The organism is Micromonospora sp. NPDC048063 (assembly GCF_043202855.1).
GTDB lineage: Bacteria > Actinomycetota > Actinomycetes > Mycobacteriales > Micromonosporaceae > Micromonospora.
Window position 1 is genome coordinate 376,477 of sequence record NZ_JBIDBG010000001.1, and the last position, 25,681, is coordinate 402,157.

At 72.3% G+C, this 25,681-nt stretch carries 24 protein-coding genes; 9 read left to right on the plus strand and 15 right to left on the minus strand.

What is annotated here, in order from left to right; genetic code table 11:
• Nucleotides 1–60: 60 nt before the first annotated feature.
• From ACGFZ2_RS01775 to ACGFZ2_RS01790, 4 genes are read left to right on the plus strand one after another with little or no spacing between them, the layout of a single operon-like run.
• Entirely contained in the window at nucleotides 61–1,077 is a 1,017-nt protein-coding gene (locus tag ACGFZ2_RS01775; protein ID WP_393449033.1) for an ABC transporter substrate-binding protein, read from the plus strand.
• The gene (locus ACGFZ2_RS01780) at nucleotides 1,074–1,853 is read left to right on the plus strand and encodes an ABC transporter permease (protein WP_393265660.1); all 780 of its coding nucleotides are present in this window, start codon (nucleotides 1,074–1,076) and stop codon (nucleotides 1,851–1,853) included. Before ACGFZ2_RS01775 ends, ACGFZ2_RS01780 begins: the two co-directional genes overlap by 4 nt.
• 39 nt (nucleotides 1,854–1,892) lie before the next feature.
• The gene (locus tag ACGFZ2_RS01785; protein WP_393449036.1) at nucleotides 1,893–2,795 is read left to right on the plus strand and encodes a nucleoside hydrolase; all 903 of its coding nucleotides are present in this window, start codon (nucleotides 1,893–1,895) and stop codon (nucleotides 2,793–2,795) included.
• Nucleotides 2,762–3,727, plus strand: a complete 966-nt coding sequence (locus ACGFZ2_RS01790; protein ID WP_393449039.1) for a ribokinase — start codon at nucleotides 2,762–2,764, stop codon at nucleotides 3,725–3,727. The genes ACGFZ2_RS01785 and ACGFZ2_RS01790 overlap by 34 nt, the downstream gene beginning before the upstream one ends.
• A 67-nt stretch (nucleotides 3,728–3,794) precedes the next feature.
• Here the strand turns inward: ACGFZ2_RS01790 and ACGFZ2_RS01795 are convergent, their stop codons facing one another.
• The gene (locus tag ACGFZ2_RS01795) at nucleotides 3,795–4,697 is read right to left on the minus strand and encodes a LysR family transcriptional regulator (RefSeq protein WP_393265664.1); all 903 of its coding nucleotides are present in this window, start codon (nucleotides 4,695–4,697) and stop codon (nucleotides 3,795–3,797) included.
• A 108-nt stretch (nucleotides 4,698–4,805) separates the two neighbouring features.
• On the opposite strand from ACGFZ2_RS01795, the gene ACGFZ2_RS01800 reads away from it, so the two are divergent.
• Together ACGFZ2_RS01800 and ACGFZ2_RS01805 are read left to right on the plus strand one after the other, a co-directional pair.
• Entirely contained in the window at nucleotides 4,806–5,768 is a 963-nt protein-coding gene (locus ACGFZ2_RS01800; RefSeq protein WP_393449042.1) for an FAD-dependent oxidoreductase, read from the plus strand.
• A 259-nt stretch (nucleotides 5,769–6,027) separates the two neighbouring features.
• Nucleotides 6,028–6,372, plus strand: coding sequence for a nitroreductase/quinone reductase family protein (locus tag ACGFZ2_RS01805; RefSeq protein ID WP_393265669.1), 345 nt, complete (start codon nucleotides 6,028–6,030; stop codon nucleotides 6,370–6,372).
• Between the two features lie 95 nt (nucleotides 6,373–6,467).
• Here ACGFZ2_RS01805 and ACGFZ2_RS01810 read toward each other — a convergent pair whose 3' ends face one another.
• From ACGFZ2_RS01810 to ACGFZ2_RS01860, 11 genes are all read right to left on the minus strand, one after another.
• Complete coding sequence (locus ACGFZ2_RS01810; protein WP_393449045.1) at nucleotides 6,468–8,666, minus strand: FtsX-like permease family protein; 2,199 nt, start codon at nucleotides 8,664–8,666, stop codon at nucleotides 6,468–6,470.
• A complete protein-coding gene (locus tag ACGFZ2_RS01815; RefSeq protein ID WP_393449048.1) occupies nucleotides 8,663–9,334 on the minus strand; it encodes an ABC transporter ATP-binding protein in 672 nt (223 codons plus the stop codon). Before ACGFZ2_RS01815 ends, ACGFZ2_RS01810 begins: the two co-directional genes overlap by 4 nt.
• Complete coding sequence (locus ACGFZ2_RS01820; RefSeq protein WP_363703329.1) at nucleotides 9,331–9,855, minus strand: PadR family transcriptional regulator; 525 nt, start codon at nucleotides 9,853–9,855, stop codon at nucleotides 9,331–9,333. The genes ACGFZ2_RS01815 and ACGFZ2_RS01820 overlap by 4 nt, the downstream gene beginning before the upstream one ends.
• 52 nt (nucleotides 9,856–9,907) lie before the next feature.
• Nucleotides 9,908–10,750 (minus strand): PPOX class F420-dependent oxidoreductase, encoded by an 843-nt coding sequence (locus ACGFZ2_RS01825; RefSeq protein WP_393449052.1) that lies wholly within the window; start codon nucleotides 10,748–10,750, stop codon nucleotides 9,908–9,910.
• 238 nt (nucleotides 10,751–10,988) lie between these two features.
• Nucleotides 10,989–12,518, minus strand: a complete 1,530-nt coding sequence (locus ACGFZ2_RS01830; RefSeq protein WP_393265680.1) for an FGGY-family carbohydrate kinase — start codon at nucleotides 12,516–12,518, stop codon at nucleotides 10,989–10,991.
• Nucleotides 12,515–14,176: a glycerol-3-phosphate dehydrogenase/oxidase gene (locus tag ACGFZ2_RS01835; protein WP_393265682.1), complete on the minus strand. Its 1,662-nt coding sequence runs from the start codon at nucleotides 14,174–14,176 to the stop codon at nucleotides 12,515–12,517. The genes ACGFZ2_RS01830 and ACGFZ2_RS01835 overlap by 4 nt, the downstream gene beginning before the upstream one ends.
• Before the next feature lie 60 nt (nucleotides 14,177–14,236).
• Nucleotides 14,237–15,121 (minus strand): 3-hydroxy-5-phosphonooxypentane-2,4-dione thiolase, encoded by an 885-nt coding sequence (lsrF, locus tag ACGFZ2_RS01840; RefSeq protein WP_393265683.1) that lies wholly within the window; start codon nucleotides 15,119–15,121, stop codon nucleotides 14,237–14,239.
• Nucleotides 15,114–16,133 carry an ABC transporter permease gene (locus ACGFZ2_RS01845; RefSeq protein ID WP_350705787.1) on the minus strand — a complete coding sequence of 340 codons (1,020 nt, stop codon included), beginning with the start codon at nucleotides 16,131–16,133 and terminating at the stop codon, nucleotides 15,114–15,116. Before ACGFZ2_RS01845 ends, lsrF begins: the two co-directional genes overlap by 8 nt.
• Complete coding sequence (locus ACGFZ2_RS01850) at nucleotides 16,130–17,089, minus strand: ABC transporter permease (protein WP_357461172.1); 960 nt, start codon at nucleotides 17,087–17,089, stop codon at nucleotides 16,130–16,132. The genes ACGFZ2_RS01845 and ACGFZ2_RS01850 overlap by 4 nt, the downstream gene beginning before the upstream one ends.
• The gene (locus tag ACGFZ2_RS01855; RefSeq protein WP_393449055.1) at nucleotides 17,086–18,621 is read right to left on the minus strand and encodes a sugar ABC transporter ATP-binding protein; all 1,536 of its coding nucleotides are present in this window, start codon (nucleotides 18,619–18,621) and stop codon (nucleotides 17,086–17,088) included. Before ACGFZ2_RS01855 ends, ACGFZ2_RS01850 begins: the two co-directional genes overlap by 4 nt.
• A 25-nt stretch (nucleotides 18,622–18,646) precedes the next feature.
• A complete protein-coding gene (locus ACGFZ2_RS01860; RefSeq protein WP_393449058.1) occupies nucleotides 18,647–19,747 on the minus strand; it encodes an ABC transporter substrate-binding protein in 1,101 nt (366 codons plus the stop codon).
• Nucleotides 19,748–20,025: 278 nt separating this feature from the next.
• Here ACGFZ2_RS01860 and ACGFZ2_RS01865 point away from each other — a divergent pair, with 278 nt between their 5' ends.
• The 3 genes from ACGFZ2_RS01865 to ACGFZ2_RS01875 all read left to right on the plus strand — a co-directional run bounded on the left by ACGFZ2_RS01865 (nucleotide 20,026) and on the right by ACGFZ2_RS01875 (nucleotide 23,689).
• Nucleotides 20,026–20,769, plus strand: coding sequence for a GntR family transcriptional regulator (locus ACGFZ2_RS01865; RefSeq protein ID WP_357703641.1), 744 nt, complete (start codon nucleotides 20,026–20,028; stop codon nucleotides 20,767–20,769).
• A gap of 118 nt (nucleotides 20,770–20,887) precedes the next feature.
• Nucleotides 20,888–21,562: a dihydrofolate reductase family protein gene (locus tag ACGFZ2_RS01870; RefSeq protein WP_393449061.1), complete on the plus strand. Its 675-nt coding sequence runs from the start codon at nucleotides 20,888–20,890 to the stop codon at nucleotides 21,560–21,562.
• A 159-nt stretch (nucleotides 21,563–21,721) separates the two neighbouring features.
• Complete coding sequence (locus tag ACGFZ2_RS01875) at nucleotides 21,722–23,689, plus strand: GTP-binding protein (protein WP_393449064.1); 1,968 nt, start codon at nucleotides 21,722–21,724, stop codon at nucleotides 23,687–23,689.
• Nucleotides 23,690–23,842: 153 nt separating this feature from the next.
• On the opposite strand, the gene ACGFZ2_RS01880 is transcribed toward ACGFZ2_RS01875, so the two are convergent.
• The 3 genes from ACGFZ2_RS01880 to ACGFZ2_RS01890 form a co-directional block, all read right to left on the minus strand.
• Nucleotides 23,843–24,307 (minus strand): hypothetical protein, encoded by a 465-nt coding sequence (locus ACGFZ2_RS01880; RefSeq protein ID WP_393449067.1) that lies wholly within the window; start codon nucleotides 24,305–24,307, stop codon nucleotides 23,843–23,845.
• Nucleotides 24,298–24,765, minus strand: a complete 468-nt coding sequence (locus ACGFZ2_RS01885; protein ID WP_393265702.1) for a hypothetical protein — start codon at nucleotides 24,763–24,765, stop codon at nucleotides 24,298–24,300. The genes ACGFZ2_RS01880 and ACGFZ2_RS01885 overlap by 10 nt, the downstream gene beginning before the upstream one ends.
• Nucleotides 24,766–25,050: 285 nt before the next feature.
• Nucleotides 25,051–25,416 (minus strand): hypothetical protein, encoded by a 366-nt coding sequence (locus ACGFZ2_RS01890; RefSeq protein ID WP_393449070.1) that lies wholly within the window; start codon nucleotides 25,414–25,416, stop codon nucleotides 25,051–25,053.
• Nucleotides 25,417–25,681: the final 265 nt, after the last annotated feature.

The following is a 25,681-nucleotide window of genomic DNA, read 5'->3' on the forward strand; positions in this document are numbered from 1 at the left end:
ACCTGTCCGTCGTAGGCCGACCCCCATCGAACTGGAATACGAGGTACACCCATGCGCTCCATGACCCGTAGATCCCTCCTTGCCGGTATCGCCGCCAGCACCGTCATCGCCCTCACCGCCGGCTGCGGCGGCGTCGAGGCCCCCGGCGGCGGCACCGACGGTGGCACGACCAAGGTCAGCATCCAGATCGACGGCGCCGCCGCCCCCTACTACGCGCCGCTGTACTGGGCCAAGGAACAGGGCTACTTCACCAAGCAGAACCTCGACGTCGAATTCCTGTACGCCGATGCCGCCACCATCACCAAGAACGTGGCCGCCAACAACGTCCAGTTCGGCTTCCCGAACGCCGACAGCGTGATCCAGGCGGTGGCCAACGGCGTGCCGGACCTCGTCGTGCACACCACGTACCAGCAGGGCATCGGCGCGCTGCTCACCCTCGCCGACTCCGGCATCACCAACCCGGCCGACCTGAAGGGCAAGACGGTCGCGGTGACCAGCCTCGGCTCCCCGAACTACGTCCAGCTGACGGCGATCGCCGCCTCGGCGGGCCTGGACGTGAAGAAGGACCTGACGGTCAAGGTCGTCGGTACCGGCGCCATCGTCTCGGCACTGCAGAACAAGCAGGTCGACGCGATCGTCTTCTCGCGGCTGCGCTACTACACCCTGCAGGCCGCCGGGGTGCAGGTCACCCAGATCCTGTCCAACCAGTACCTCCCGTCGTTCGGCAACGTCGTGATCACCGGCCAGCAGTTCGCCAAGGAGAACCCGAAGGCCGTCACCGGATTCACCACCGCGCTGAACGCCGCGCTGCAGGACCTCATCGACGGCAAGCTGCCGCAGGCCGTCGAGATGTCCGTCCAGAAGTACGCCACCAGCTTCGCCGGCCAGGAAAAGTCGGTCACCCAGGTGATGCAGGAAGTCTTCGTCAAGGACCTGTGGCAGAGCGACGCCACCAGGGCGCACGGGCTCGGCTACGGCGACCCGGTGGCCTGGCAGAACGCCGTGGACGCGCAGAAGAAGTACGGCCTGATCCAGGGCGACGTGCGGGCGTCCGACTTCGTGAAGGCCACCTCGTGACCGAGCAGCGACTCGGCAGGCTACCGCGCGCCGTGCTCGGCACGGCGTCGGTAGCGGCCTTCCTGCTGGCCTGGCAGGGCTACGTCCACCTCGCGCACGTGCCCACATACACCCTCCCCGGCCCGATCGAGATCGTGACGCACACCTGGCGGATGCTCACCGGCGAGCAGTTGCTCGTCCACCTCCGGGTGACCGGTGCCGAACTGCTGCAGGGGGTGGCGATCGGATTGACGGTCGGCGTGCTCGCCGGGGTGGCGATGTCCCGATGGCGCTGGCTGGAACGAGCGGCCATGCCGCTGCTGGTGTTCATCCAGATCACCCCGAAGATCGCGATCGCACCGCTCCTGGTGCTGTGGCTCGGGCTCGGCGTGACCAGCAAGATCACCCTGGTCGCACTGGTCACGTTCTTCCCGGTGCTGGTCAACACGCTGGCCGGGCTGCGCGGCATCGGTACGAACTACCGCCACCTGTGTCAGGTGCTCGCGCTCTCCGGCCCACGGCGGTTCTTCCGGCTCGAACTGCCGATGACCCTGCCGCACATCGTGGTCGGGCTACGCCTCGGTGCGCTGGCCGGGGTCACCGCCGCCGTGATCGGCGAGTTGATCGGCGCCCAGGGTGGGCTCGGATACCTGGTCGCGCAGAGCCAGGAGACCGACAACATCCCGCAGGCAATGGTCGGGCTGCTGCTGCTGAGCCTGCTCGGGCTGGCCTCCTGGTCCGGTATCGGCGCCGTCGCCGGCTGGCTCCGCTCCCGGTTCGGTGTGACCGATGGCTGAGCCGCCGCGGAGCCGCCGTTGCCGGCGGAGGCCGGGACGATGACCGGGCCACCCCGGCGCATCGTGGTCGACACCGACGGAGGCGTGGACGACCTGGTGGCACTCGCCTGGTTGCTGCGCCTGCCGGATGTGGAGATACCGGCGATCATCGCCACCGGCGGGGCACGGCCCGCCGATGTCGTCGGGGCGGCGGTCACCCATGCGCTTCGCGCGCTCGCTCCGGCCCGGCGGCCGCTGCTGCTGCGGGGCGCCGAGATCGACCCCGCCGCGCGGGCCGCGGTCCCGTCGGGCGCGCGGCTGCACGGCGAGTACGGCCTCGGGCCGTTCGTCCCCACGCACGGCGCCGAGTTCGACGGCGACGTACGCGTCGACCCGTCACTGCCGGCGCACACCGACTACCTGGTGCTCGGCCCGTTGACCACCGCCGAGCGCCTCGCCGGGCAGGTGAGCCACTGGCCCGCGCACGTCCGGTTGACCGTGATGGGTGGGGCATTCTCCCTGCCCGGCGTGGTGCGGGGCGCCGAGCCGAACTTCGCCCGCGACCCCCGGGCCGCTCGGCAACTGTTCGCCGAGCCGCCCGGCCGGGGGGTGCGGGTCGTGCCGACGGACGCGACCACCCGGGCGAGCTGCCCGCCGGAGGCCGTCCGGCGGGTGCTCGCCGGCGGCAACGGCTGGCCCGGGGTGCGCGCGCAAATGCTGGCGCGGTACTGGTCCGACACAGCCAGCCGATACTGCCACGACCTGGTGGCCGCAGCTGTCGTGGCGCGCCCGGAGGTGGTGGCGGTCGAGACGCCCGCCACGGTGGCCGTCGACGCGTACGGCCGGTCGGACATAACCCCCGAGGAGAACGTGGCCGTGACGGTGGTGAGCCGCCTCGACGACACGGCGTGGCGCGAGATCGTCCTGGCATGGGCGACCGACAGAGAGGCGACGGTGCGTTGAACGGCCCGAAGATCGCGGTGGTGGGCAGCGCCAACCTTGACCGCATGGTGGTGACCGACCGGCTCCCCGGGCCGGGAGAGACGCTGACCGCCCGGGAGTACCGGGAGGGTGTCGGCGGTAAGGGCGCGAACCAGGCGATGACCATCGCCACCCTCGGTACGCCCGTCGGCTTCGTCGGATGCGTCGGCGCCGACGCCGCTGGTGAGCAGGTGCGGCAGCGGCTCGCCGGCCGGGGCGTGGACGTGTCGGGGCTGGCGGTCGTCCACGACGTCCCCACAGGGACAGCACTGATCACGGTGGACGGCGCCGGCGAGAACGTGATCGTGGTACACCCAGGGGCGAACGGCGCACTGAACGCGGCCCGCGTCGACCGGCACCGGGACATGATCGCGACGGCAGCGCTCACCCTGATGCAGTGCGAGGTCGCGGCGCCCGCCCTGGAGCGGGCCGCAGCGCTGGCCGGGGGCCTCCTGGTGCTGAATCCCGCGCCCGCGACTCCGCTTCCCGACGTCCTCGTACGCCGGGTGGATGTGCTGGTGCCCAACCGGGCCGAGTTGGCGGTCCTGGCCGGCACGTCCCTGCCGGAGAGCCTGGACGACGTGGCGAGCGCCGTCGGCAAGCTCGGGCTCGCGGCGACCGTCGTGGTGACCCTCGGGTCGCAGGGCGCGGCCGTGATAGAGCCGGACGGCCGAGTTGATCACGTTCCGGCGCTCCGTACCGAGGCCGTGGACACGACCGGCGCCGGCGACTGCTTCTGCGGAGCCCTCGCGACCGCCCTGGTGGCGCGGCCCGGCCGGGCCGTGGCGGAAGCCGCCCGCTGGGCGGCCGTCGCGGCGGCGCTGTCGACACGTGGCCGGGGCGCACAAGGCGCGCTGCCGACCCTGGATGAGGTGTCCAGGGCGATGAGTGCCACCGACCGTCCGTTCTCGTAGCAGGCCTCCGCAGCTCCCGCTCGCTGTGGCTGCGAACGTGAGCCGGGATCGTGCCGTTGCGGTTAGCTCAGTCGAGCAGGGCGAGGAACCGGCGGAGGGCGGGGTTCGTGCTGTCGCGCGGCCAGGCCAGGGCGACGTCCACGGTGGGTGTCGGGGCGGTGAACCGGCGCAGCCGTACCTCGCGCAGCCGCAGCGCGCGGGCGCGGCCGGCCGGAACGGCCGCGACCACGTCTCCCTGCGCCACCGCCCGCAGCAGTTGCTCGTCGTCCGGCTCCTGCCGGACGAGCCGGAACCCGCCCTGCGGCCAGACCTGGGCAATCGTACGGTCGAACATGCCGGGGCCGTTCTCGCGCGGCCACATCACGGCTGGTAGGTCGACCACCTCGGCCCGGCTGACCCGGCGACGGCTGGCGGCGAGGGGGTGACCTGCGGGCAGGGCCAGCAGCAGCTCCTCGGTGTCGACCGTCCGGCAGGCCAACGCCGGTTCGTCGACGGGCGGGCGGACGAACGCCACGTCGAGCCGGCCGGCGAGCAGGCCGGCCACGTTCGGCGCCGTCCAGGCCGTCTCCGGGACCACCTCGACGTCCGGGTGGGCGGCCCGGAACCGGGCGACCAGCGCGTCGACCCGGCCGCCCCGCGCCGACCGCGTGTACGCGAGCCGGAGTCGGCCGCCCCGCCCGCGTACCAGGTCCCGGATGCGGGTGGTCCCCGCGTCCACCTCGGCGAGCAACCGGGCGGCCTCGTCGGCGACCCGCGCCCCCACCTCCGTCAGCCTGCAGCCCCGGCTGGTGCGGTGCACGAGCGGCACGCCGAGCTGGCGTTCCAGGGCCCGGATCTGCTGGCTGAGCGCGGGCTGGGCGACGCGCAGCCGGGCGGCGGCCCGGGTGAAGTGCAGTTCTTCGGCGAGCACGGCGAAGTAGCGCAGCCGCCGCAGGTCCAACCAGGCGTCCAGGGTCGGCGCGTCGGACATGGATCGATCATAAGCCCCGCTTATCGCCGGCTGTCCGATCCGTCTTGGACGGCGGCCCGCCGGGACGGCGACGATCCGAGGCCAACGGCACGAGCGAGGGAGCGGACGATGACGGCAGCGACGGACGTGGTGGTGGTCGGGGGTGGGGTCGTCGGGATGACGGCGGCGGTCACCCTTCAGCAGCGGGGGGCGCGGGTGACCGTGCTGGCCGCCGACGACCCGGCGGACACGGTGTCCACCGTGGCCGCCGCCGTCTGGTACCCGAGCCACACCGACCAGGACCCGCGGGTGCTGCGCTGGGCGCGGGAGACCCACACGGAGCTGGGCCGCCAGGCCGCGGACGGTGTGCCGGGGGTGGTCGAGCGGCCGACCCGGATGCTGCTGCGCCAGCCGTACGCCGGCCCGCCGTGGTGGGCGGAGGCGTGCGGGGACCTGGTGGCGGAGCCGGCGGGGCCGCCGTACACGACGCTGCTGCGGTTCACCGCGCCGACGGTGGAGATGACGCCATACCTGGCCTGGCTACGGCAGCGGTTGGAGGCCGGCGGCGGGCGGGTGCTGCGTCGCCGGGTGCGGCGGCTCGCCGACGCGTTCGACACCGCGCCGACGGTCGTCAACGCGACGGGTCTGGCCGCCGGTCAGCTCGCCGCCGACCCGGCCGTGCACCCGGTGCGCGGGCACCTGGTGCTGGTGGCGAACCCGGGCCTGACCGTCTCGGTGCGCGACGAGGACGACCCGGCCGGGATCACGTACGTGCACCCGCGCCGGCACGACGTGGTGCTCGGCGGCACATACCAGCCGGGGGTGGGGCACACCGCGCCCGACCCGGACACGGCGGCGGCGATCCGGCGCCGCTGCGTCGCGCTGGTGCCGGAGTTGGCCGAGGCACCGGTGCTCGGCGAGCGGATCGGGCTGCGGCCGGCCCGGCACGGCGGCCCGCGGGTCGAGACGGATCCGGAGCCGGCCGGCCCGCGCGGCAGCCGGCTCGTGCACGCGTACGGCCACGGCGGGGCGGGGGTCACCCTGTCCTGGGGGTGCGCCGCCGAGGTGGCGGACCTCGCCCTGGGCGGCTGACCGGGCGCACCCGGGCGACGCTCTTGTGCCGCGTCAAGCGGCTGGGGCGGGGCCCGGGTGCGTCCCGCCAGGTGGTGTGGAAGTCGGGCTCCGTTCGGGGGAGGGGGTGGGAGCGCCCCGATCCGGCTCGCACACCAGGCCGGAGCCCACGGCCCCGTCCACCACCGGATGCCGGAATCCGGGACGAGCATGCGCGCCGGTTCATAGGCTGGCGAGCGGGAGCACGTCGGGAGGCTGTCGGAGGGGCATCGTGGACAACGTGATCAGTGACGCTCTGCAGGGCGTCCAGGAGGTCGAGATCACCGTGACCGGCCGGAAGACCGGCCGGCAGATCTCGCACCCGGTGTGGTTCGTGCAGGAGGACGACAGCGTCTTCCTGGTGCCGATCACCGGCTCGGACAGCGACTGGTACAAGAACGTCCGGCGGACCCCGTTCATCCAGCTGGCCGCGAACGGCACGGCCCTGAGCTCGAGCGCCACCCCCGTCACCGACGCCGACCGGGTCAACCACGTCGTCGAGATGTTCTGCCAGAAGTACGGCGCCGACCAGGTCGAGGCGCATTACCCCAAGCACGACGTCGCCGTCCAGGTCCCACTCGGCTGATCCGAAACCACATCGACGACCTTCCCGCAGCGCGGTCGCACCTCATGAACCGAGCGCCGTCGGCTTGAGATGCAACCGCGCTGCCGGAGGACGGCTCACTCGTTGCGGGCGGTCTCCGGGCCGGTGATCCGCCGCAGCAGCGGCAGCGTAGAGGCGACGATGCCCAGCGACACCGCCAACCCACCGACCACCATGAGGTAGAACGACGGTTTCGGTGCCAGCAGCGTGTAGCCCAGCTGCGCCCGCAGGAACAGATGCGCGGCCAGGAACCCGATTCCGATCGCCACCGCCGCGACGATCAGCAGTGGCGCGGCGGTCTCCAGCGCGACCACCCGGCGCAGGGTGCGCAGTTGCACCCCGGTGAGCCGCAGCATGCTGAACGGCCGCCGCCGGTCGCTCAGCCCGCCGGCCACGCTCACCGCCAGGCTGCATCCCGCGATCGGCAGGCTGGCCAGCATCACCACGTTGGCCAGCTGCTGGAACTGCCTCAGCAGCCGCGCGGAACTCGACTCCCATTCGGCGGTGCTGGTCGGGAAGCGATCCTTCGGGAACGCGTCGATCAGCATCGTCCGGGCCCGCTCGAACGCGGAGCGGCTGGTCGTGTCGACGACCACCGACACGATCGGCTGCCGGTCGACCTGCGCGGGATCGACGTCGACGGCCTCCCAGACGTACGTGTCGTCGGTCAGGTCGAACGCGCGCAGGCCGACGAGGTCGGGGGTCACGGTCGCGACCTTTGCGCCCGCGGGGCAGCTGCCGTACGCCGCCAGGCGGTCCAGCTCGGCACAGGTGATGATGCCGTGCCACCCGTCCGGGTCGGGGTTGCGGTGCACCACGGTCACGCTGCGCACCCCGGGGATCGCCGCGAGGCCGGCCGGGATCTGGTCCGGGGTCGGCGCGGGACCGTCCTCGGGCCAGAAGATCTTCGACAGTGACGTGGCGGCCACCGAGTCGGTGCGCGGCTCGCCGCGGTTGGCGATGTACGTGGTGATCGTGCCGGTCGCCACGCTGGTCACGAACAGCGCCACGATCAGCCCACTCACGGACCGGAACCCCGCCTGCGGGTTGTCCGACAGGCGGCGTGCGGCGATGAGCGTGGCGGGCCGGCTCGCCCGCCCGGCCAGCAGCCGCGCGGCGATCATGGTCAACCACGGCCCGGCCAGCACCAGCCCGACCAGGATCAGCAGAAACCCCGAGAGGTACGCGGTGAGCTGGCCGTTGGTCGTGGCGGGACGCCGGCCGATGAAGTACGTCAGTTCGGCGAGGCCGGCGACCAGCGGGACGAGCCGCCAGGCGCGCGGCGGCTTCGGCGTCACCCGTCGACTCACGCCCAGCGGCGAGATCTGCACCCGCCGCAGGGCCAGCCAGGAGGCCACGACGGCACCGACCGGGATGCCGAGCGCGACCAGCAGGACGTCGACGATCGTGAGAGAGAGGTCGGCGGCGAAGAACGGCTCGCCGGTGAACGGGATCGCCGCGAGGCCGGGCCGGAACGCGAAGAACAGGCCGAACCCGGCGGCGGTCCCGGCGACGGCGGCGAGTGTCGACTCGACCGCCGAGATCAGCGAGATCTGCCGTGGCGTGGCACCGACCAGCCGCATCGCGGCGAAGCGCTGCTCCCGGCGGGTGGCGGCCAGCCGGGTTGCGGTGCCGATGAAGATGAGCACCGGGAAGAGCAGTGCGGCCGCGACCACGGACAGCACGAGCGCCATGCCGTCGCCGTTGATGCCGACATAGCAGCCGTTGGCGCAGCCGTCCGGAGAAGTGGTCATGATCTGGGTGACCTGGCGGGCACCCAGGTGCTCCAGGTCGGCGGGCGGGCGGCCGATGACGATCAGCAGCGAGTCCGGAGAGGGCAACGCCTCCCGGCCGATCGTGCCGACCTCGTGGCCGGGGAAGCGGTCACCGAGTTCCGCGGCCGGGGTGGCCCGCAACAGCTCGCCGAGGGCGGGTGAGACGTAGTACTCGCCAGGCCCGGGCAGGCGTGGGATGCCCGGCGGCAGGGGCGCGTCCGGGCCGGTCGCCGCGACCTCGACCCGGCCGATGGACGTGCCGTGGTAGTAGTCCTCCCGGATGAGCCACCACAGCGGGTCGACCGAGGGATCGGAGGAGGCCGGGGCGACGGCGGTGTTGAGCCAGGCGTTCCGTTGGTTCTGTGCGCCGACCGCGTTCATGCCGGCGACTGTCGCCAGGAGCATGCCGACGCCGAGCGCCACCGCGGCGGCGATGACAACGAGCCGGGTGGCGGCTTCCCGCCCGCCGGCCACGGACAGCCGTACCGCGAACCGGATCATGCGGGCACCAACGCGTTCACCTTGCCGTCGCGCACGATGACCTGCCGGTCGGCGTACGCGGCGACGCGGGCCTCGTGGGTGACGAGCACGACGGTCGTGCCCTGCTCCCGGGCGGAGGTGACCAGGAGGTTCATGACCTGCTCGCCGGTCAGCGAGTCGAGCGCCCCGGTCGGCTCGTCGGCGAACAGCGCCCCGGGCCGGGCGACCAGGCCGCGGGCCAGCGCGACCCGCTGCGCCTGACCGCCGGAGAGTTCACCGGAGCGGCGCCGCTCGAGCCCGGCCAGGCCGAGCCGCTCGAACCAGGGCCGCGCCTCCGCGAGCGCCGCGGCCCGTTTGACGCCGCTCAGCAGCAGCGGCAGCGCGACGTTCTCCTCCGCGGTCAGCTCGGGTACGAGCTGTCCGAACTGGAACACGAACCCGAACTGGTCCCGGCGCAGGATGCTGCGCTCCTGCTCGCCCAGGGTGTCGATCCGGCGGCCGTCGAAGTAAATTTCGCCGGCGTCCGGCACGAGGATCCCGGCCAGGCAGTGCAGCAGGGTGGACTTGCCGGAGCCGCTCGGGCCCATGATGGCGACGATCTCGCCCGGGGCCACCGAGACGCTGGCGCCGCGCAGCGCCGGCGTCTCGCCGAAGGACAGGTGGACGTCTCGCGCCTCGATCGCCTTCATCCGCGTACCACCGTCCGGAGGGCGTCCAGCCGGGCGACCGTGGTGTCGATCCAGTGCAGGTCGGCCTCCAGGTGGAACAGGCCGTGGTCGGCCAGCATGGTGTCGACCAGGTTGCCGTTGCGCTTGATCTCGGTGAGTTCCGTCATCCGCCGCAGGTGCGTGGCGCGCTGCGTGTCGAGGTATTCCTCGGCGGGGCGGTCGAGCATGAGCGCCAGCACGACCTTGGTGAACAGCACGGTCTGCAGGTTGGGCTCGGCCTCGACCGGCTCGGTCAGCCACGACTCGAACTCGGTCGCGCCCCGGTCGGTGATGACGTAGCGCTTGCGTTCGGGGCCGACGCCCGGCTCGACCTCGCCGACCACGATCTTGCCGTCGCGGACGAGCCGGCCGAGGGTCGCGTAGACCTGGCCGAACGGCAGCGGCTTGCCGCGGCTGAAGAAGGAGTCGTAGTCGCGCTTCAGGTCGTAGCCGTGGCTGGGCTCGCGTTCGAGCAGGCCGAGGAGGGTCATGGGAACGCTCATGGCGGACACCATACCCCGAGCGTATACCTCGCGTATATATCCCGCGCGTATATCAGCGTTCGTCGGTCGCGGGCGTGGGCGGCAGACCTGCCACGGCGGTGGGGCTGACGTGCCCGGCCGACGCCACCGGGGTCAGTGCGAAGTGGACCGTACGCCCGGTCTTCGCCCGCCCGAGCCAGTGCGTCAACGGCACCACCACCCCTTGCAACAGCGGTTGCTTGCGCACCAGCGCCCGGCTGGCCGCCCGGTACTCGGCCCCGGTCAACCGCCGCGCCTCGGCCTCGACCGCCGCCCCGGTCGGCTTTCCCAGCCCGGTCGACGGGGCCACGGCCACCCGCGGGTTGTTGCGGATCCGCCTGGTCTTCCACGCCTTCTCGAAACTGCGCACGTACGCCCGATCCCCCGCCACCGCGATGCTCACCGCCGCGGCCACGGCCGTGCCGTCGCGCCTGTACGTCGTCAGTGCCACCGTCTTCTGGCGGGCCAGCGGTGCCCAGGCGGCGGACGGGGCGGGATCGACGTACCCGACCACCCAGCCCAGCTGCCGCAGCCGGGCCACCAGCGCGACCAGGGCGAGTACGGCGGACAGGCCGACCAGCCAGGTCTGCCCGGCGCTGCCGCCGGCGTCCGCGTCGACCAGGTGCGAGACCGTGTGCGCCGCCCCGCCGACCAGGTACCCGGCGAGGGCGACGGCCAGGGCGTCGGCCCAGATCAGCGCCAGCAGCAGGGTCACCCCGATGCCGAGCTGGAACGCCCCCACGTCGTGCACGAAGTGCTCGTGCGGTGGGAAGTCCACCGCCGAACTGAAGGAGAAGGGCCGCAGCAGGGCCCACACCCCGATGATCACCGACGCCGCGCCGAGCAGCGCGGCCACCCCACGTCCAAGGCTTCTCATGCCCCTGAGACGGGCCGGCCGCCCGCGGTGTGACCCGCGGCCCGGTCGGGGACCGCCAACTCGACCACGCCCCGCACGTCGGGGTAGCGACGGCGGGGCTCGGTGGGCGGCCGGGCGGCAGCAGCGGCGCGATCGCGGCCCACGAATCGTCCGAGGCGATCCACCGCGGCTGCTCACCCTCCGCACATCCCGGCGGGACGCTCCTCAGGTCCGCCGGGATGTCACCCGCCACCCGAGGTCAGGAGTTCCCTCCAGCGCTGCGGTAGCGCTCAACCTCCGACCACACGGCGGACATCCCGGCGAGGCAGCGGTCGAACGCCTGGGCGTGTTCCCGGTAGGCGGCGCGGTTCGGCCCCGGGTGCACGCAAAGGTCGTCCTCGTCGTTGACGGTCCACGGCGGCACGTCGTGGCCGAGGGCGCCGGGCAGCAGGGAGGCGACGCCCCGGGCACCGAGTTCGCTGGTGAGCTGCCGCCGGACCGGGCGGCCGAGCACGTCGGCGAAGATCTGCGCCCACACCGTCGACCGCGCGCCGCCGCCAGCCAGCCGCCAGGGCCGGTCACCGACGTCCGCGCCGCTGGCCAGCACCCGGTCGAGCTGCACCCGGTGGTACTGCGCGACGCCTTCGATGACGGCCCGGGTGAGGTGGCCCCGGCGGTGGTTGCTGGAGATGCCGAGGAAGGTGCCGGACGCCGACGGATGCTCGGGCGAGCCGTTGACGAAGGGCAGGAACAGCAGGCCGTCGGCGCCGGGCGGCACCGCGGCGGCCTCCTCCAGCAGTTCCGCCGCGGCGACGCCGCCGGTCTGCTGGTGGGGCACCCCGGCGCAGGCGAGCCAGTCGAGGTTGGCGGCTGACGTGGGCGCCACCTCCATGGCCAGCATCGTGGCCGGATCGGGCATGAAGGCGCTGAGCGTGACCTCCGGGGCGGGGGTGCGGGCGGGCACCACCACGCCGTTGATCGCCCAGGTGCCGACGATGATCGTCCCGTCCCCGAGCTCCCGACCTCCGGCGCCGAGTGTGGCGGCCACGCAGTCCATGCACCCGGCGATGACCGGCAGGCCCTCGGGCAGCCCCGTGCGGGCCGCCGTCGCCGCGCTCAGACCGGCGACCACCTCGTCGGACCTGCGCAGCGGTGGGAACCGGTCCAGGTCGGCGGCGGGCAGGCCCACCAGTTCGAGCGCCGTCGGCGTGTACGCGCGGGTGTCGAGCCCGACCATGCCGAACGCGCTGGCGTCGCTGTAGTCCGCGCTGGCCACGCCGGTGAGCTGCGCGGTGACCCAGTCTTTGCAGGACAGCACCCACCGGGTGGCGGCGTAGGTCGCCGGTTCGGCGTCCCGCAGCCAGCGCAGCAGGACCGCGGGCTGGGCGGCCCACGGGATCGAGCCGGTCTCCCGGGCCAGCCGGCGGGCCCCCTCCGGCGGGATCGCCTGGACGATGTGCTGCGCCCGGCTGTCCGACGAGGCGATGGCCGGCCCGATCGGGCGCAGGGACGCGTCGACCGGGTAGATGCCGTTGCCGTGTGCGGCCACGCCGATGCCCGCCGGGGCGTACCCCTCGGCGGCCAGCTTGCCGCCGACGTCCGCCAGCAGCGACAGCACCGTGTCGGCGAGGGCGGTCATGTCGACGTCGTGGCGGTGGGCGGTGACGCTGGTGCGCGGAGTGCGGGCGTGCACGACGGCCAGCTCGTTGCCGACGACGTCGAAGGCGGCCACCTTGGTGGCGGTGAGGCCGACGTCGACCCCGAGATAGCAGGTGTGCGGGGTCGTCACGACGTCCTCCTGTCGCTCGTTCCGGTCGCCGGGGCGAGGCTCAGCCCGCGCGGGCGGAAGCGCCGCAGCTCCGCCCGGTAGGCGGCAACCTCGGCGTCGGCCCGTTCGGTGTCCCAGCCGAGATGCCGTACGGCGACGTCCGCGCAGGTCACGGCCGCCGACACCGCCATGTCCGGGCCGAGGCCGATCAGCGTACGGCGCAGCAGCACGTCCGCCAAGGTCACGGCCCGTTCCTCGCGGAAGGCCATGACAACCTCGGCGGCGACCGCCCCGGTCCGCTCGTCGACGACTTCGGCCAGTGTCGGGTCGGCCACGGCGAGTTCGAGGACCCGGCGGGCCCGGACGCCGTAGATGTCCAGCAGCCGGGCGGACTGCGCCGGAGTGAACGGAGTGGCCGAACGCGCGAAGTCCGCGCGGAAGGCGTACCAGTCCGGCGTGTCGGCGCCGGGCAGCGGCCGGGTACGGGTGGTGCACCGTTGCGCCGGCCGGCCGAGCACCTTCAGCGCCTCGTCGGTGGCGTCCTCGGCGAGGGCCCGGTGGGTGGTCAGCTTGCCGCCGATGATCGTGAGCAGCCCCTCGTACGCGGGCGCGTGGTTGAGCACCGTGTGCCCACGACTGATCTTGGCGTTGTCCGACACGCCGGCCGTGTAGGGCAGCGGGCGGATTCCGGCGATGCTGTAGAGCACGTCGTCCGGGGTGAGGCCGGCCTGGGGGAACAACCGGTTGGCCTCGGTGAGCAGGTAGTCGATCTCGGCGTCGCTGGCGACGACCTCGTCCAGGTCACCCTCGTACGTGAGGTCGGTGCTGCCGAGGACGTAGCGGCCCTCCCAGGGGAAGATGAAGATCGGTCGCCGGTCGGCGGCGGCCTCGAAGAAGATGCAGGTGTCCGGGGCGCCCGGGAACGGGTCGATGATGACGTGGCTGCCCTTGGTGCCGCCGTTGAGGCGCCCGCTCGCCACCTGGCCGTCGAGGATCCGGTCGATCCACGGCCCGGCCGCGTTGATCGTGAGGCGTCCCCGGATCTCCCCCTCGCGCCCCGACTGGTTGTCCCGGGTCCGGACCCCGTCCACCCGCCCGCCCGTCACGAGCAGACCGGTCACCGTCGTGTAGGTCAGCACCCGCGCGCCCAGCCGCTCGGCGTCGACCAGCAGCTCGACGCAGAGCCGCTCGGCCCACGGCACCTGGGCGTCGTTGAAGAGCACCCCGCCGCGCAGCCCCTTGCGCGAGAGGTGGGGCCAGCGCCGGCCGATCGCCCGGGGGGACATGCCCCGGCTGCGTCCGCGCCCACGGCCCGCGGCCAGGACGTCGAACGCGGCCAGGCCGAGGCGGATCAGGGGTCCCGGCCGGCTGTCACCGGCGTAGAACGGGATCAGCATGGGGTAGTCGTGGACCAGGTGCGGCGCGGTGCGGAACAGCAGGTGCCGTTCCCGGATCGACTCGTGCACCAGGGCGAAGTCGTAGCGCTCGAGGTACTTCAGGCCGCCGTGGATGAGCCGGCTGGAGGTGGCGGTGGTGCCGGCGCCGACGTCACCGCGGTCGACCACGACGACGCTGAGGCCCCGGCTGGCGGCGTCTCGGGCGATGGCGAGGCCGTTGATGCCGGCGCCGATGACCACGAGGTCGACGATGTCATCGGCGCCGGTCTGTGGGTGTGGCATGAGGAGCTCCCGGAGATGAGGGGTGCGGGCCGGGTGGGAGACCCGCACCCCTGGCGATGATCAGGACGCGGAAGAGGCCGACCGCTCCCGGAAGAGCTCGTAGGCGTCCTCGGGCTTGGCGTCGTCGTGCACCACGGCGCGGACCGCGGCCAGCATCGCGGCCGGGTACTCGCTCTGGAAGATGTTGCGGCCCATGTCGACGCCCGCCGCGCCCTCCTGCATCGCCCGGTACGCCATGGTCAGCGCGTCGAGCTCGGGCAGCTTCTTGCCGCCGGCGACGATGATCGGCACCGGGCAGGCCGCGGTCACGGTCTCGAAGCCCTCGTTGACGTAGTACGTCTTGACGATGTGGGCGCCCATCTCCGCGCTGATCCGGGTGGCGAGCCGGAAGTAGCGCGCGTCGCGGACCATGTCCTTGCCCACGGCGGTCACGCCGAGCACGGCGATGCCGTGCCGCTGCCCGGCGTCCACCAGGGCCGCCAGGTTCGCCACCGACCGGGACTCGTGCTCGCCGCCGATGAACACCTGGATCGCCAGCGCCGCGGCGTTGAGCCGGACCGCGTCCTCGATGTCCAGGGCGATGTGCTCGTCCGACAGGTCCCGCAGCACGCTGGGCCCGCCGCTGGCCCGCAGCACGATACCGGCGTTGCTGTGCGACGGGATGCTGGTGCGCAGGGCACCGCGGGTCATCATGATCGCGTCGGCGTCCGGCACGAGCGGGGCGATGTTGGTGTCCAGCCGCTCCAGGCCGGCCATCGGCCCGAGGAAGTAGCCGTGGTCGAAGGCCAGCATCACCGTACGGCCGTTGTCGGGTCGGAAGATCCGGGACAGCCGGTTCTGCAGGCCCCAGTCCTGGGCGTGGGCTCCCTTGACATGGAAGCCGGCGGCGGTGGCGGCGGCCCCGCCGAAGTCGCGGGCGTCGAGCAGACCGTCGGTGTCAGCCATTGCTGTTTTCTCCTGTGCTAGTTCCAGCGGTTGTCGCGGCCGCGGGTCGCAGCCGTCGACGGGTTCGGGTGGTCCCGCCGGCGTTGCGGAGCGCTCCGCCACCGGCGAGGAAGAGGACGAACAGCACCAGGCCGCCCTTGAGCAGGTTCTGCGCGGCCGTGCTCCAGCCCACGAGGTTGACGAGACCGTCGAGCAGGATGAAGAAGAGCGCGCTGCCCCAGATGCCGACCGGCACGGCCCGGCCGCCCGAGATGAGCGTGCCGCCGATGACGACGACGGCGACCGAGTCGAGCAGGTAGCGCGTGCCCAGGTCGGGCGACGGCGCGATGTAGGCGGCGAGCAGCGCGCCCGCCAGTCCGGCGAGGGCGCCACTGGCCAGGTAGGTCGTGCCGATGATCCGGGTGACGGGGATGCCGGCCCGTTCCGCGGCTGGCCGGCTCTGCCCGACCGCGAGCAGCGAGCGACCGTACGTCGTGCGGCGGAGCAGGACGACGACCAGCGCGGTCAGCGCGGCCACCGCGACGGCGAGCACGGGCACGCCGGCCGGGCGCAGGTTGAGCAGCTTGCGCAGCCCGTCGTCGGGCACCGCGGTGAAGCCGTCGGCCAGCGACAGCGTCAGCGACGAGGCGATCAGCCCGGCGGCCAGGGTGGCGATGATCGGCGGGACGGACAGCCCGAGGATCGCCACCACGCTGATCACCGCGACGGCCAGCCCGGTCCCGATGCCGGCCAGGATGCCGACCGGCACCGAACCGGTCGACGCGGTCACCTGGACCGCGACGAAGCCGGCGAGGGAGATGATCGGCGCCACCGACACGTCGATGTTGCCCGGCCCCGCGGTGATCACCAGCATCTGGCCGAGGCCGACGATGACCAGGTACGGGGCCAGGGACAGCGCGAGCGAGACGGTCTGCCCGCTGCCCTGACTGGAGATGGCGAGGATGGTGACCCAGACCAGCGTGGCGGCGACGAAGCCCCAGATCCAGGGGCGGGCGAGCGTACGGAGGGTCATCGGAGCACCTTTCCGACCACGGCGCGGCCGGCCAGCACGGCCAGCACGATCACGCCCTGTACGGCCGACTGCATGTTCGACGGCACGTCGAGCAGGCTGAGGACGACACTGACCAGGCCGAGGGTGATGCCGCCGATGGCGACGCCCCACGGCACGGCGGTGCCGCCGGCGAAGGATCCGCCGCCGAGGATCACCGCGGCGACCGTGATCAGGGTGTAGCTGGTGGCGGACGAGACGTCGCCGCCGCCGGTCTGCGACGCGAGGGCGAGCCCGGAGAGCACGCCGAGCGCCCCGGCCACGACGTACGCGATGATCCGCGCGGTCAGCGGTCGCAGGCCGGCCCGTTGCAGCGCGACCGGGTTGCTGCCCAGCGCGCGGACCCGCACCCCGACGGAGCTGCGGGCGGAGAGCAGCCAGACCACCGCGGCGACGACGAGGATCGGCAGCAGCGGGGCGGGGAAGCCGCCCGGCTGCCAGGAGCCGAAGGTCGCCAACCACTCGGGGGTGCTGCCGCCCGGCGTGGGCAGGACGAACATCCCCAGCCCCAGCCAGACGAACGAGGCGCCGAGGGTGGCGATCAGCGACGGCACCCGGCGCAGGTGGATCAGCGCGCCGAGCACCGCGTAGGCCGCCACGAGGCCGAGCAGCATCAGCGCGCCGGTGCCGGGGGAGGAGACCAGCTTCGTGGCGGTGATGACGGTGACCAGGCCGACGAAGTTGCCGATGCCGAGGTCGATGTCGCCCACGGACATGAGCACCATCTGGGCCTGGGCCGCGATGACCAGGGGCACGGTGGCCGAGAGGACCAGGGTGAGACCGGGGACGGTCAGCACGTCGGACTGCAGCGACGCGCAGACCGCGATCATGGCCACCATGGCGACCGCGCTGACCATGGCGGGGCCGGTGCGGCGCAGCAGGGCCCGCGACGGCATCGCCGTCGCGACGAGATTCGTCATCGCTGTGCTCCCGTGGGCTCGGATTCGGCGAAGGAGACGGCGATGATCCGTTCCTCGGAGATTTCCGCGCCGGTCAGCTCGGCGACGACCCGGCCGGCGCGCAGCACGTAGACCCGGTCGCAGTGCGCCATCTCGGCGTTCTCGCTCGAGTACCAGACCACGCTGCGGCCGCCCGCCGCCTCCTGCCGGATGAGCGTGTAGAGGTCGGTCTTCGTGTGCACGTCGACCCCGCGGAACGGGTCGTCGAGCAGGACCAGCTCCGCCGTGGAGGCGAACGCCCGGGCCACGATGACCTTCTGCTGGTTGCCGCCGCTGAGCTCGGTCATGCCCGCGTCGCCGCCGCCGCGGATGGCCAACCGGTCCACCCAGTCGCGGACCGCGGCGTCCTCCGCGCCGGTACGGCGTACGCCGTACCGGGCCAGGCCGCGCATGGCGGTGACGATGAGGTTCTCCGCCACGGACCACAGCGGCAGGATGCCGGAGCGCTGCCGGTCACCGGGCACGTAGGCGCGGGTGCCCTCGACGGTGGTGTCCCGCCGGACGGGGCGCCACAGCCGTTCGAGCACCTGCTGCTGGCCCTGGCCGGCGAGGCCGGCCAGCCCGACGACCTCGCCCCGGCCGACCGTGATCGACACGTCGTGCAGGCCGTGGCCGGTGGCGCCGCGCAGTTCGCCGACGACCGGCCGGTCGCCGGCCACGCGGGCGGGGGCGGGCGCGGCGGCGGGCTCGGCCACCTCCGCACCCATCAGGGTGAGCACGTCCTGTTCGCTGAGGCCGGCCGCGGGCCGCTCCTCGACGACCGCCCCGTCGCGCATCACCGCGACCCGGTCGGCCACGGAGAGCACCTCACGGATCCGGTGCGAGATGAGCAGGACGGCCGTGCCCTGGGCGGTGAGCCGCCGGACGTACGCGTAGAGCGACCGCGCGGCGTCCGGGCCGAGCGACTCGGTCGGCTCGTCCAGGATCAGCAGGTCGAGCCGATCGACGAGGCTCGCCCGGGCGATCTCCACCATCTGCCGCTGCGCCAGCGACAGGTCCTCGACCCGGTCCCGCGGCGACACCCCGTGGCCCGGGAACATCTCGTCCAGCCGGCGGGCGACCTTGGCGCTGGCCGCCCGCCGCCAGCGCAGTCGGGGCAGGCAGTGCCGGGAGGAGACCCAGATGTTCTCCGCGACGGTGAGGTCGGGGCAGAGCGACGTTTCCTGGTAGGCCATCCGGACCGCACGGAACGGCTCGGAGCCCGGCGCGACGACGCGCGGCGCCTCCTGCCCACCCACGGTGACCGTGCCCTCGTCGCACGCTTCCAGGCCGGCAAGGATGCGCATCAGCGTGCTCTTGCCTGCGCCGTTGTGGCCGACGAGGCCGAGCACCTCACCGGCGCGGACGTCGAGGTCCACCCCGGTGAGGGCTCGGGTGCGCCCGTACGTCCTGGTCACCCGCCGCGCGGTGACGACCGGTGGCGCCGCGGACGGCGTCCGGTCGCCCTGCGGCGGGGCCGCGTGCGACCCCACCGGCAGGTTGTCGACGTGCATGATGCGCTCCTCTGTTGCTGTGTGGTCAGCCGGCGGCCGTCGGGATCGGCGGCTGCACCGGGGCGCCGCCGCTCTTCACGGCCTCGACCTGCTTGCGGAAGAGCTCCTGGGTCCACGGCCAGGCGGCGTACTCGTCGGGCTTCAGGACGCCGGCCCACGCGGCGACGTCCTTCTGCTCCACCAGCACGATCGGGAAGGTCATCTCCTTCGGGATGTCCTTGCCGTCGAGCAGGTCGATCGCCTGCCACAGGGCGGCGACCGACTGGCCCGGGTCGGACATGACCGCGACCGAGCCGTTGTCGAGCTTGCTGTCCTGCCAGTACTTCAGCGCGCGGCCGTTGGTCTCGAAGGTGACCGCCGGGACCGGCTTGCCCGCGCTGGTGAAGGCCTGGGCGACGCCGTAGCCGTCACCACAGCCGATGACCCCGTCGACCTTCGGCACGCTCGACAGCACACCGAGCACGGCCTTCTGCGCCTTGGCGCCGTCGCACATGCCGTTGACGGTCGCGGCGACCTTGACGTCCGGGTTCTTGGCCAGGATGTCCTGCGTGGTCTGGTACATCTCCGCCTCGGGCTGGGAGCCGACGACGCCCCGGCTGACGATCACCGCGCCCTTGCCGCCGATGCCCTTCACCAGCGGCTCGGCGGCGGCCGTCGCCCAGTCCTTGAAGCTGTTGAGCAGCACGTGGGCGCAGGGGGCGTCGATCGCCGAGTCGAAGACCACGACCTTGATGCCGGCGTCGCAGGCCTGCTGGATGACCGGCTTGAGCGCGGTCGGCGAGGCCGGGTCGATCAGGAGGGCGTCCGGCTTCTGCAGCAGCAGGCTCTTGATCTGGGCGACCTGCTCGGTGGCCGAGTTCTCGCCGGGGGCGTTGACGACCTTGAACTTGCCGATCAGCCCGTCGCTCTGCGCCTTGGTGGCGGCGGCCTCGAACTTGGCGATCATGGTCTGCCGCCAGCCGTTGCCGATGAAGCCGTTGCTCAGCGCGATGAACGGCTTGTCGCCGTCCTTGGCGTTGCCGCCGCTCGCGCCGGAGCCGCAGCCGGTCGCGGTGACCGCGACGGTCGCGACGAGCGCGGCCACGACGGCGGTCCGCCGCCGTCGGGACGAGGGATGGGTACGCATGGTGGGGGCCTCCAGAGAGAGCGAAAACCCGCCGGAGCGGGAGTGGACGTGCTCAGTCAGCCGACCGCAGCTGAGGGGCTGCGATGAGGTCCAGTCATTACAGACCTGTAGTGACAGGTTGGCTAGAGCTTGATGACAAACGTGTTTCAAGTCACAGTGATGGGGGTTACGTTCACGTGCCAAATCGGTGATTGGGCTGGCAAACGACCCACGCTTCCTGTCATGACAGGACTGCGCGGTCATGGCATGCTGTATCCGGTCGATGGGGAAGGAAGTCCATGACGATGACGTACCGGCGGCTCACCCGCGACGGGAGCGAGCCGCTGTGGATGCAGCTGATGCGGGAGCTGCGCGGCCAGATCGAGGCCGGTGAGATAGCCCCGGACCAGCCGTTGCCGTCGGAGGCGGAGCTGACCGACCTCTATGGCGTCTCCCGCACCGTCGTCCGCGAGGCGCTGCGTGAGCTCGTCCAGCAACGGATGATCTACAAGGTCAAGGGGCGGGGCGCCTTCGTCGCTCCCCGCAAGACCGAGCTGCGTTTCGTCGGCTCCGTGTCCGGCTCCGCCGACGACCTGCGGGAGTCGGGACGCCGGGTCACCACCCACACGATCAGCCAGAGCCTCAGCCCGGCGGACCAGCGCGAGGCGGACCTGTTGCAGATTCCGGTCGGCGAGTCGGTCGTGCGGATGCGTCGGCTCCGTGGTGTCGACGGCCAGCCCTGGCTGCTCGTCGACACCGCGCTGCCGGCCCGGCTGGTGCCCGGCCTGGACCGGGCCGTCCTGGAGAACCAGTCCCTCTACGACGTGCTGCGCCGCCGGTACGGGCTCGAACCTGTCGGGGCCGACCGCTGGATCGAAGCCGTCTTCCCCGAACCCGAGGACGCTGCCCTGCTCGAGGTCACCACCTCGACGCCCCTGCTCGGCATCGAGTCCGTGGCCTGGCTGCCGGACGGCACCCGGTTCGAGGCCTACTACGCATTGCACCGCAGCGACCAGACCCGCTTCTTCGTCGGCATCCGCTGACCTCGGCAGCACCCGAGCGGTGGGTGCCCGCCTTCCGGAAACCGACCGCGCGTCAGCTCGTTGCTCCCAGGAGCGGCCGGTGGGCGGTAGCGCTGGCTGCCGACCACGGATCAGGCCGATGATTCTCGATCCGTCGCGCGGTCTGGCCGAGGGACGGATCGGAGAGCGAAGGGAGCGTCAGATGGGCAAGCTCGTCGTGACGGAGTTCGTGACGCTGGACGGTGTGGCGCAGGCGCCGGGTGCACCCGACGAGGACCGCGACGGCGGCTTCGCGCATGGCGGGTGGCAGGCGCCGCTGGTGGACCAAGAGTCCGGCAGTGCCATGTTCGAGCAGGCCACGAGCATGGACGCGCTGCTGCTGGGCCGGAAGACGTACGAGATCTTCGCCGCCTACTGGCCGAAGGCCTCCGTGAGGATCCCCTTCACCGGCCTGCTCAACCGGGTGCCCAAGTACGTGGCGAGCCGTACGCTCGCCGAGCCGCTGGGGTGGGAGGGATCGACGTTCGTCAGCGGTGATCTCGCCGAGGGCGTCGCCGGGCTGAAGGATCGCCACGACGAGCTCCACGTGATCGGCAGCCTCGACCTGGTGCAGTCGCTGTTGCGCCTCGGCCTCGTCGACCGGCTGCACCTGTGGCTCTATCCGCTGGTGCTCGGTAGCGGCAAGCGGCTGTTCGCGGGAGGCACCGTGCCCACGGCCTTCCGGCTCTCCGGGTCGATCACCCACGCCAACGGCGCACTGCAACTGACCTACCGGACGGCAGGCACACCGAGCTACGGCAACCTCGCCACCTGACGGTGCGTCGCGCAGCCAGTTCAATCCGGTTGTGGACGCGTCAGGCATCTGGTGTAGTGCGGGGAACGAGAGGACACGTCGGGAGACAGGGAGAGGTCATGCGCGCAGCTTTCGGGATCGCTCAGTTGGCAGTGACCATCGACCCGAAGGACCTGACGCGTGGAGCGGACTCTCAACCTGGGGATTGTGGCGCATGTCGACGCCGGTAAGACGAGCCTGACCGAACGACTGCTGTACGCGGCCGGGATCATCGACACCGTCGGCAGCGTCGACGCGGGCAGCACCCAGACCGACACCCTCGAGCTGGAACGCCGGCGCGGCATCACCATCCGATCGGCCGTCGTGTCGTTCGAGGTCGGTGGCGTCACCGTCAACCTGATCGACACACCGGGCCACCCGGACTTCATCGCCGAGGTGGAACGCGCCCTCGCCGTACTCGACGGCGCGGTGCTGGTGGTCTCCGCCGTGGAGGGAGTCCAGGCACAGACGCGGGTGCTGATGCGTACGCTGCGTCGTCTCGGCATCCCCACCCTGGTGTTCGTCAACAAGATCGACCGTACCGGCGCCCGCGGCGAGGCGTTGATCACCGAACTGGCCGACCGGCTCACCCCGGCCGTCGTGCCGACCGGGTCGGTGACGGGGCTCGGCACCCGGGCCGCCTGCTTCGTCCCGTACCCGCAGGGGCCGGACCTGCTCCGGCTCGCCGACCACGACGACGGCCTGCTCGCCGCGTACGTCGAGGGGCGGCGCGTGTCCCGGGCCCGCCGCCGGCGGGCGCTGGTCGCGCTGACCCGGCGGGGGCGCATCCACCCGGTGCTCTTCGGCTCGGCCGTCACCGGCGCCGGCGTGGACGAGTTGCTCACGGTCCTGCCCCGGCTGCTGCCGGCGACTGCCGCCGACCCGACCGCCCCCCTCTCGGGCACCGTGTTCAAGGTGGAACGCGGCCCGGCAGGGGAGCGCGTCGCGTACGTCCGGATGGTCGCCGGCACCCTCCGCGTACGGGACCGGCTACGGCTGCCGGGCGGCGGCGAGGGGCGGGTCAGCGGCCTCGCCGTGTTCGACCACGGCGGGTGCGAGCGCGTGGACGCCCTCCTTGCGGGCCGGATCGGGCGGGTCGCCGGGCTGTCCGGCGTCCGGATCGGCGATCCGGTCGGGACGCCGCCGGCCGGCACCCGGCACCGGTTCCCGCCACCCACGCTGGAGACGGTGGTGGTGCCGGTTCGGGCAGGCGATCGGGGCGCGCTGCACGCGGCGCTGACCGAGCTGGCCGAGCAGGACCCGCTGATCAATCTGCGGGTGGACGAGCTGCGGCAGGAGCTGTCGGTGTCGCTCTACGGCGAGGTGCAGAAGGAAGTCGTCCAGGCCACCCTCGCCGAGGGGTACGGGCTCGACGTCGCCTTCGAGCCGTCCACCGTGATCTGCGTGGAGCGGCTGGTCGGCACCGGCGAGGCCGTCGAGTTCGTCTCCACCGGGCACCCGTTCCTGGCCACCGTCGGCCTGCGGGTGGAGCCGGCGCCGGTCGACGCCGGGGTGACGTTCCGGCTCGCCGTCGAGCCGGGAGCGATGCCGTACGCGTTCTTCGCCGCCGTCGAGGCCACGGTGCGGGAGACGCTGCGGCAGGGCGTGCACGGCTGGAAGGTGCCGGACTGCGTGGTCACCATGACGCACAGCGGCTACTGCCCCCGGCAGAGCGCGATGCACGCGCGGTTCGACAAGAGCATCTCCTCGACCGGCGCGGACTTCCGGGGCCTCACCCCGCTGGTGCTGATGGACGCGCTGCGCCGAGCCGGCACCCGAGTGCATGAGCCGGTGCACGCGTTCCGGGTCGACGTGCCGGCCGACCTGCTCGGAACCGTGCTGCCGGTGCTGGCCCGGTACGGGGCGGTGCCGACGCGGACCGAGCCACGGGGCACGGCGTACGTGGTCGAGGGCGAGGTGCCCGCGGCCCGGGTGCACGACCTGGAGCGGCGGCTGCCGGCGCTGACCCGGGGCGAGGGAACGCTCGAGTCGAGGTTCTCCCACTACCAGCCGGTACGGGGACCGGCGCCCGAGCGACCACGCAGCGACCACGACCCCCTGCACCGCAAGGAGTACCTGCTCGCCGTGACCCGCCGAGTGACGGTGTGACCGACCCGGGCCGCGTACCAGCGGGCCGGCGGCGCGACCGTCGTGCCGGGCAGCGGTTCCTACCCGGCACGACGCACACCACGATCCCGCCGCGGGCCGACTGGCCAGCCCGATGATCGACGAGTCCCTGCCCCCCGATGATTCCCCGGATCGTCAGCCACACCAGCCGAAGCCGGACGTGTACGAGCTGAGCGTGCCGGTCTTGTTCGGCCCGCTGTACGCGACGCCGGAGTAGCGGACGCACTCGCCCGGCGCGTAGAGATATACGGGCCCGGCGTAGTAGCGGTAGTTGCCCGGGTCCTGGGCCACCCGCCCGCTCCTCGTCTCCACCTTGGCGTTCATCCAGGTCGCGGTGCCGACGAAGCTGGACTTCTCCGCGACGACGCAGTTCATCTTGGTCTGTGTGCTGTACATCAGGTAGACGTGTCCGAAGGCCTGCCCACCGCTGGTGAGCAGCACCTTGTCGTCGAGTTCGTAGTAGGTGGATCCGCACTGCTCGCCGTACCGTGCGGTGGAGGCGCTGGCCGGCGCCGGGCCGACAACCGGGGCGCCCGCCGCGACAACCGCGGCCACGACGTGAACCAACACCGAGCGTCGCCACGTGGACATCAGCCGCACCAACCCACCTTGTTGTTCCCGGCGTTGGAGTCCGTCGGGGGATAGTAGATGTTCCCGATGACCCAGATGCACTTACCGCTGGCGTAGGCGGTCACCGGTCCGGCGTAGTACCTGTAGGTGCCGTGGTCCCGGTCGTCCGCCGACAGCAACCGGCAGTTGCTGGTGCCGGATGAACAGACCCACAGCTCGACCGACATGACCTTGCTGACGCCCCAGGTGTTGGCACTCGACACGGTCCGGGCGCAGTTGTAGCCGCCGCTGTAGTAGACCTCGACGTATCCGTACTTCGTCGAGCCGTTGATGGCTACGTCTCCGTACAGGTCGAAGCCGCCGACCCTGGAACCCGAACAGGTGCCGGTCGCGGCCTGCGCCGGCGGGCTGGCGAGAAACGTACTGCCGGTCGTGATGAGGACGAGCGCGGCGAGCATCGCCAGGATTCGCGATCGTGAGGTGGTCAAAGGTGCCTCCGTTCTCTCGGTGCCACACCGCGGCGAGCGGCGGGAACGGTCACCTGACAGCCCGCGGCACCTCGGCGGGTGGCGACGTGGCCGCGTACGCCGATGTCGGGGGCGGTGCAGGACCGGCACAGTCAACATCTGTCGCACCCGCCGGCCAAGTGATTCGAACTGGCTCGAATCTCCGACCGAACGGTGCTGTGCCCCGTCGCGGTTGTCGGGCAGGTGGCCACCGGGCACCTGCCTGACCGGTCATGCCGCGTTCCGCGTGGTCGCGTCACGTGCCTGTCAGGTGGGTAGTCGCCCGGACGCAGGCTCCAGCCGCTCACGGTCCCGAGTAAGCGTGAAGCGCAGCGGCCCGCCGTCACCGTGAACCGGCCAGCCTGCGGCGAGTGCCGCCTGGATCAGTTCCGCGACCAACCGTGGCGTGACCGGGGCCAGGGCGAACACCTCGGCCACCCGGTCCGCAGGTGCGGTGATGATCGGCCCGAAGTTGAGCCACGGGTCGTCGAAGGCCACCTGGACCTCCAGTTGACTGCCCCTGGTTGCGATGTGCCAGACCCTGACCACGACGTGACCGGGGTCGACGTGACTGACCATCCATCGGTAATCGAGGCCGTCGACGCGAATCCCCCGCTTGCGAATCCTGGCCACGGTGCGAGCGTAGGCGGGCGCGCCTTCACGGCGGTAGCGGAATTCGCGACAGACCGTTACACCGCGGCCACCTGGGATTCCGGCGCATCCCACGATGCGAGCAGGGGTTTGTTACCTACCAAACCGATGGGATAACTTCCCAGCCATGATCCGTAGCAGCCACTCGCCGACCGGGAAGCGCATCGTCACTTCCCTGGTCGTGCGGCGCTACGTCGATCACCAGCGCACCTGCAGCGCGCTCTGTCCGCGCTGACCGAGTAGGCGA

What these genes read in the sequence shown, in the direction of transcription:
- ACGFZ2_RS01860 (WP_393449058.1), bottom strand. Translation starts at nt 19,747, where the DNA reads ATGCGTACCCATCCCTCGTCCCGACGGCGGCGGACCGCCGTCGTGGCC.
- ACGFZ2_RS01775 (WP_393449033.1), top strand. Translation starts at nt 61, where the DNA reads ATGACCCGTAGATCCCTCCTTGCCGGTATCGCCGCCAGCACCGTCATC.
- ACGFZ2_RS01815 (WP_393449048.1), bottom strand. Translation starts at nt 9,334, where the DNA reads ATGAAGGCGATCGAGGCGCGAGACGTCCACCTGTCCTTCGGCGAGACG.
- ACGFZ2_RS01835 (WP_393265682.1), bottom strand. Translation starts at nt 14,176, where the DNA reads ATGCCACACCCACAGACCGGCGCCGATGACATCGTCGACCTCGTGGTC.
- ACGFZ2_RS01790 (WP_393449039.1), top strand. Translation starts at nt 2,762, where the DNA reads ATGGGCGACCGACAGAGAGGCGACGGTGCGTTGAACGGCCCGAAGATC.
- ACGFZ2_RS01810 (WP_393449045.1), bottom strand. Translation starts at nt 8,666, where the DNA reads ATGATCCGGTTCGCGGTACGGCTGTCCGTGGCCGGCGGGCGGGAAGCC.
- ACGFZ2_RS01865 (WP_357703641.1), top strand. Translation starts at nt 20,026, where the DNA reads ATGACGATGACGTACCGGCGGCTCACCCGCGACGGGAGCGAGCCGCTG.
- lsrF (WP_393265683.1), bottom strand. Translation starts at nt 15,121, where the DNA reads ATGGCTGACACCGACGGTCTGCTCGACGCCCGCGACTTCGGCGGGGCC.
- ACGFZ2_RS01795 (WP_393265664.1), bottom strand. Translation starts at nt 4,697, where the DNA reads ATGTCCGACGCGCCGACCCTGGACGCCTGGTTGGACCTGCGGCGGCTG.
- ACGFZ2_RS01820 (WP_363703329.1), bottom strand. Translation starts at nt 9,855, where the DNA reads ATGAGCGTTCCCATGACCCTCCTCGGCCTGCTCGAACGCGAGCCCAGC.
- ACGFZ2_RS01785 (WP_393449036.1), top strand. Translation starts at nt 1,893, where the DNA reads ATGACCGGGCCACCCCGGCGCATCGTGGTCGACACCGACGGAGGCGTG.
- ACGFZ2_RS01855 (WP_393449055.1), bottom strand. Translation starts at nt 18,621, where the DNA reads ATGCACGTCGACAACCTGCCGGTGGGGTCGCACGCGGCCCCGCCGCAG.
- ACGFZ2_RS01825 (WP_393449052.1), bottom strand. Translation starts at nt 10,750, where the DNA reads ATGAGAAGCCTTGGACGTGGGGTGGCCGCGCTGCTCGGCGCGGCGTCG.
- ACGFZ2_RS01800 (WP_393449042.1), top strand. Translation starts at nt 4,806, where the DNA reads ATGACGGCAGCGACGGACGTGGTGGTGGTCGGGGGTGGGGTCGTCGGG.
- ACGFZ2_RS01870 (WP_393449061.1), top strand. Translation starts at nt 20,888, where the DNA reads ATGATTCTCGATCCGTCGCGCGGTCTGGCCGAGGGACGGATCGGAGAG.
- ACGFZ2_RS01850 (WP_357461172.1), bottom strand. Translation starts at nt 17,089, where the DNA reads ATGACGAATCTCGTCGCGACGGCGATGCCGTCGCGGGCCCTGCTGCGC.
- ACGFZ2_RS01845 (WP_350705787.1), bottom strand. Translation starts at nt 16,133, where the DNA reads ATGACCCTCCGTACGCTCGCCCGCCCCTGGATCTGGGGCTTCGTCGCC.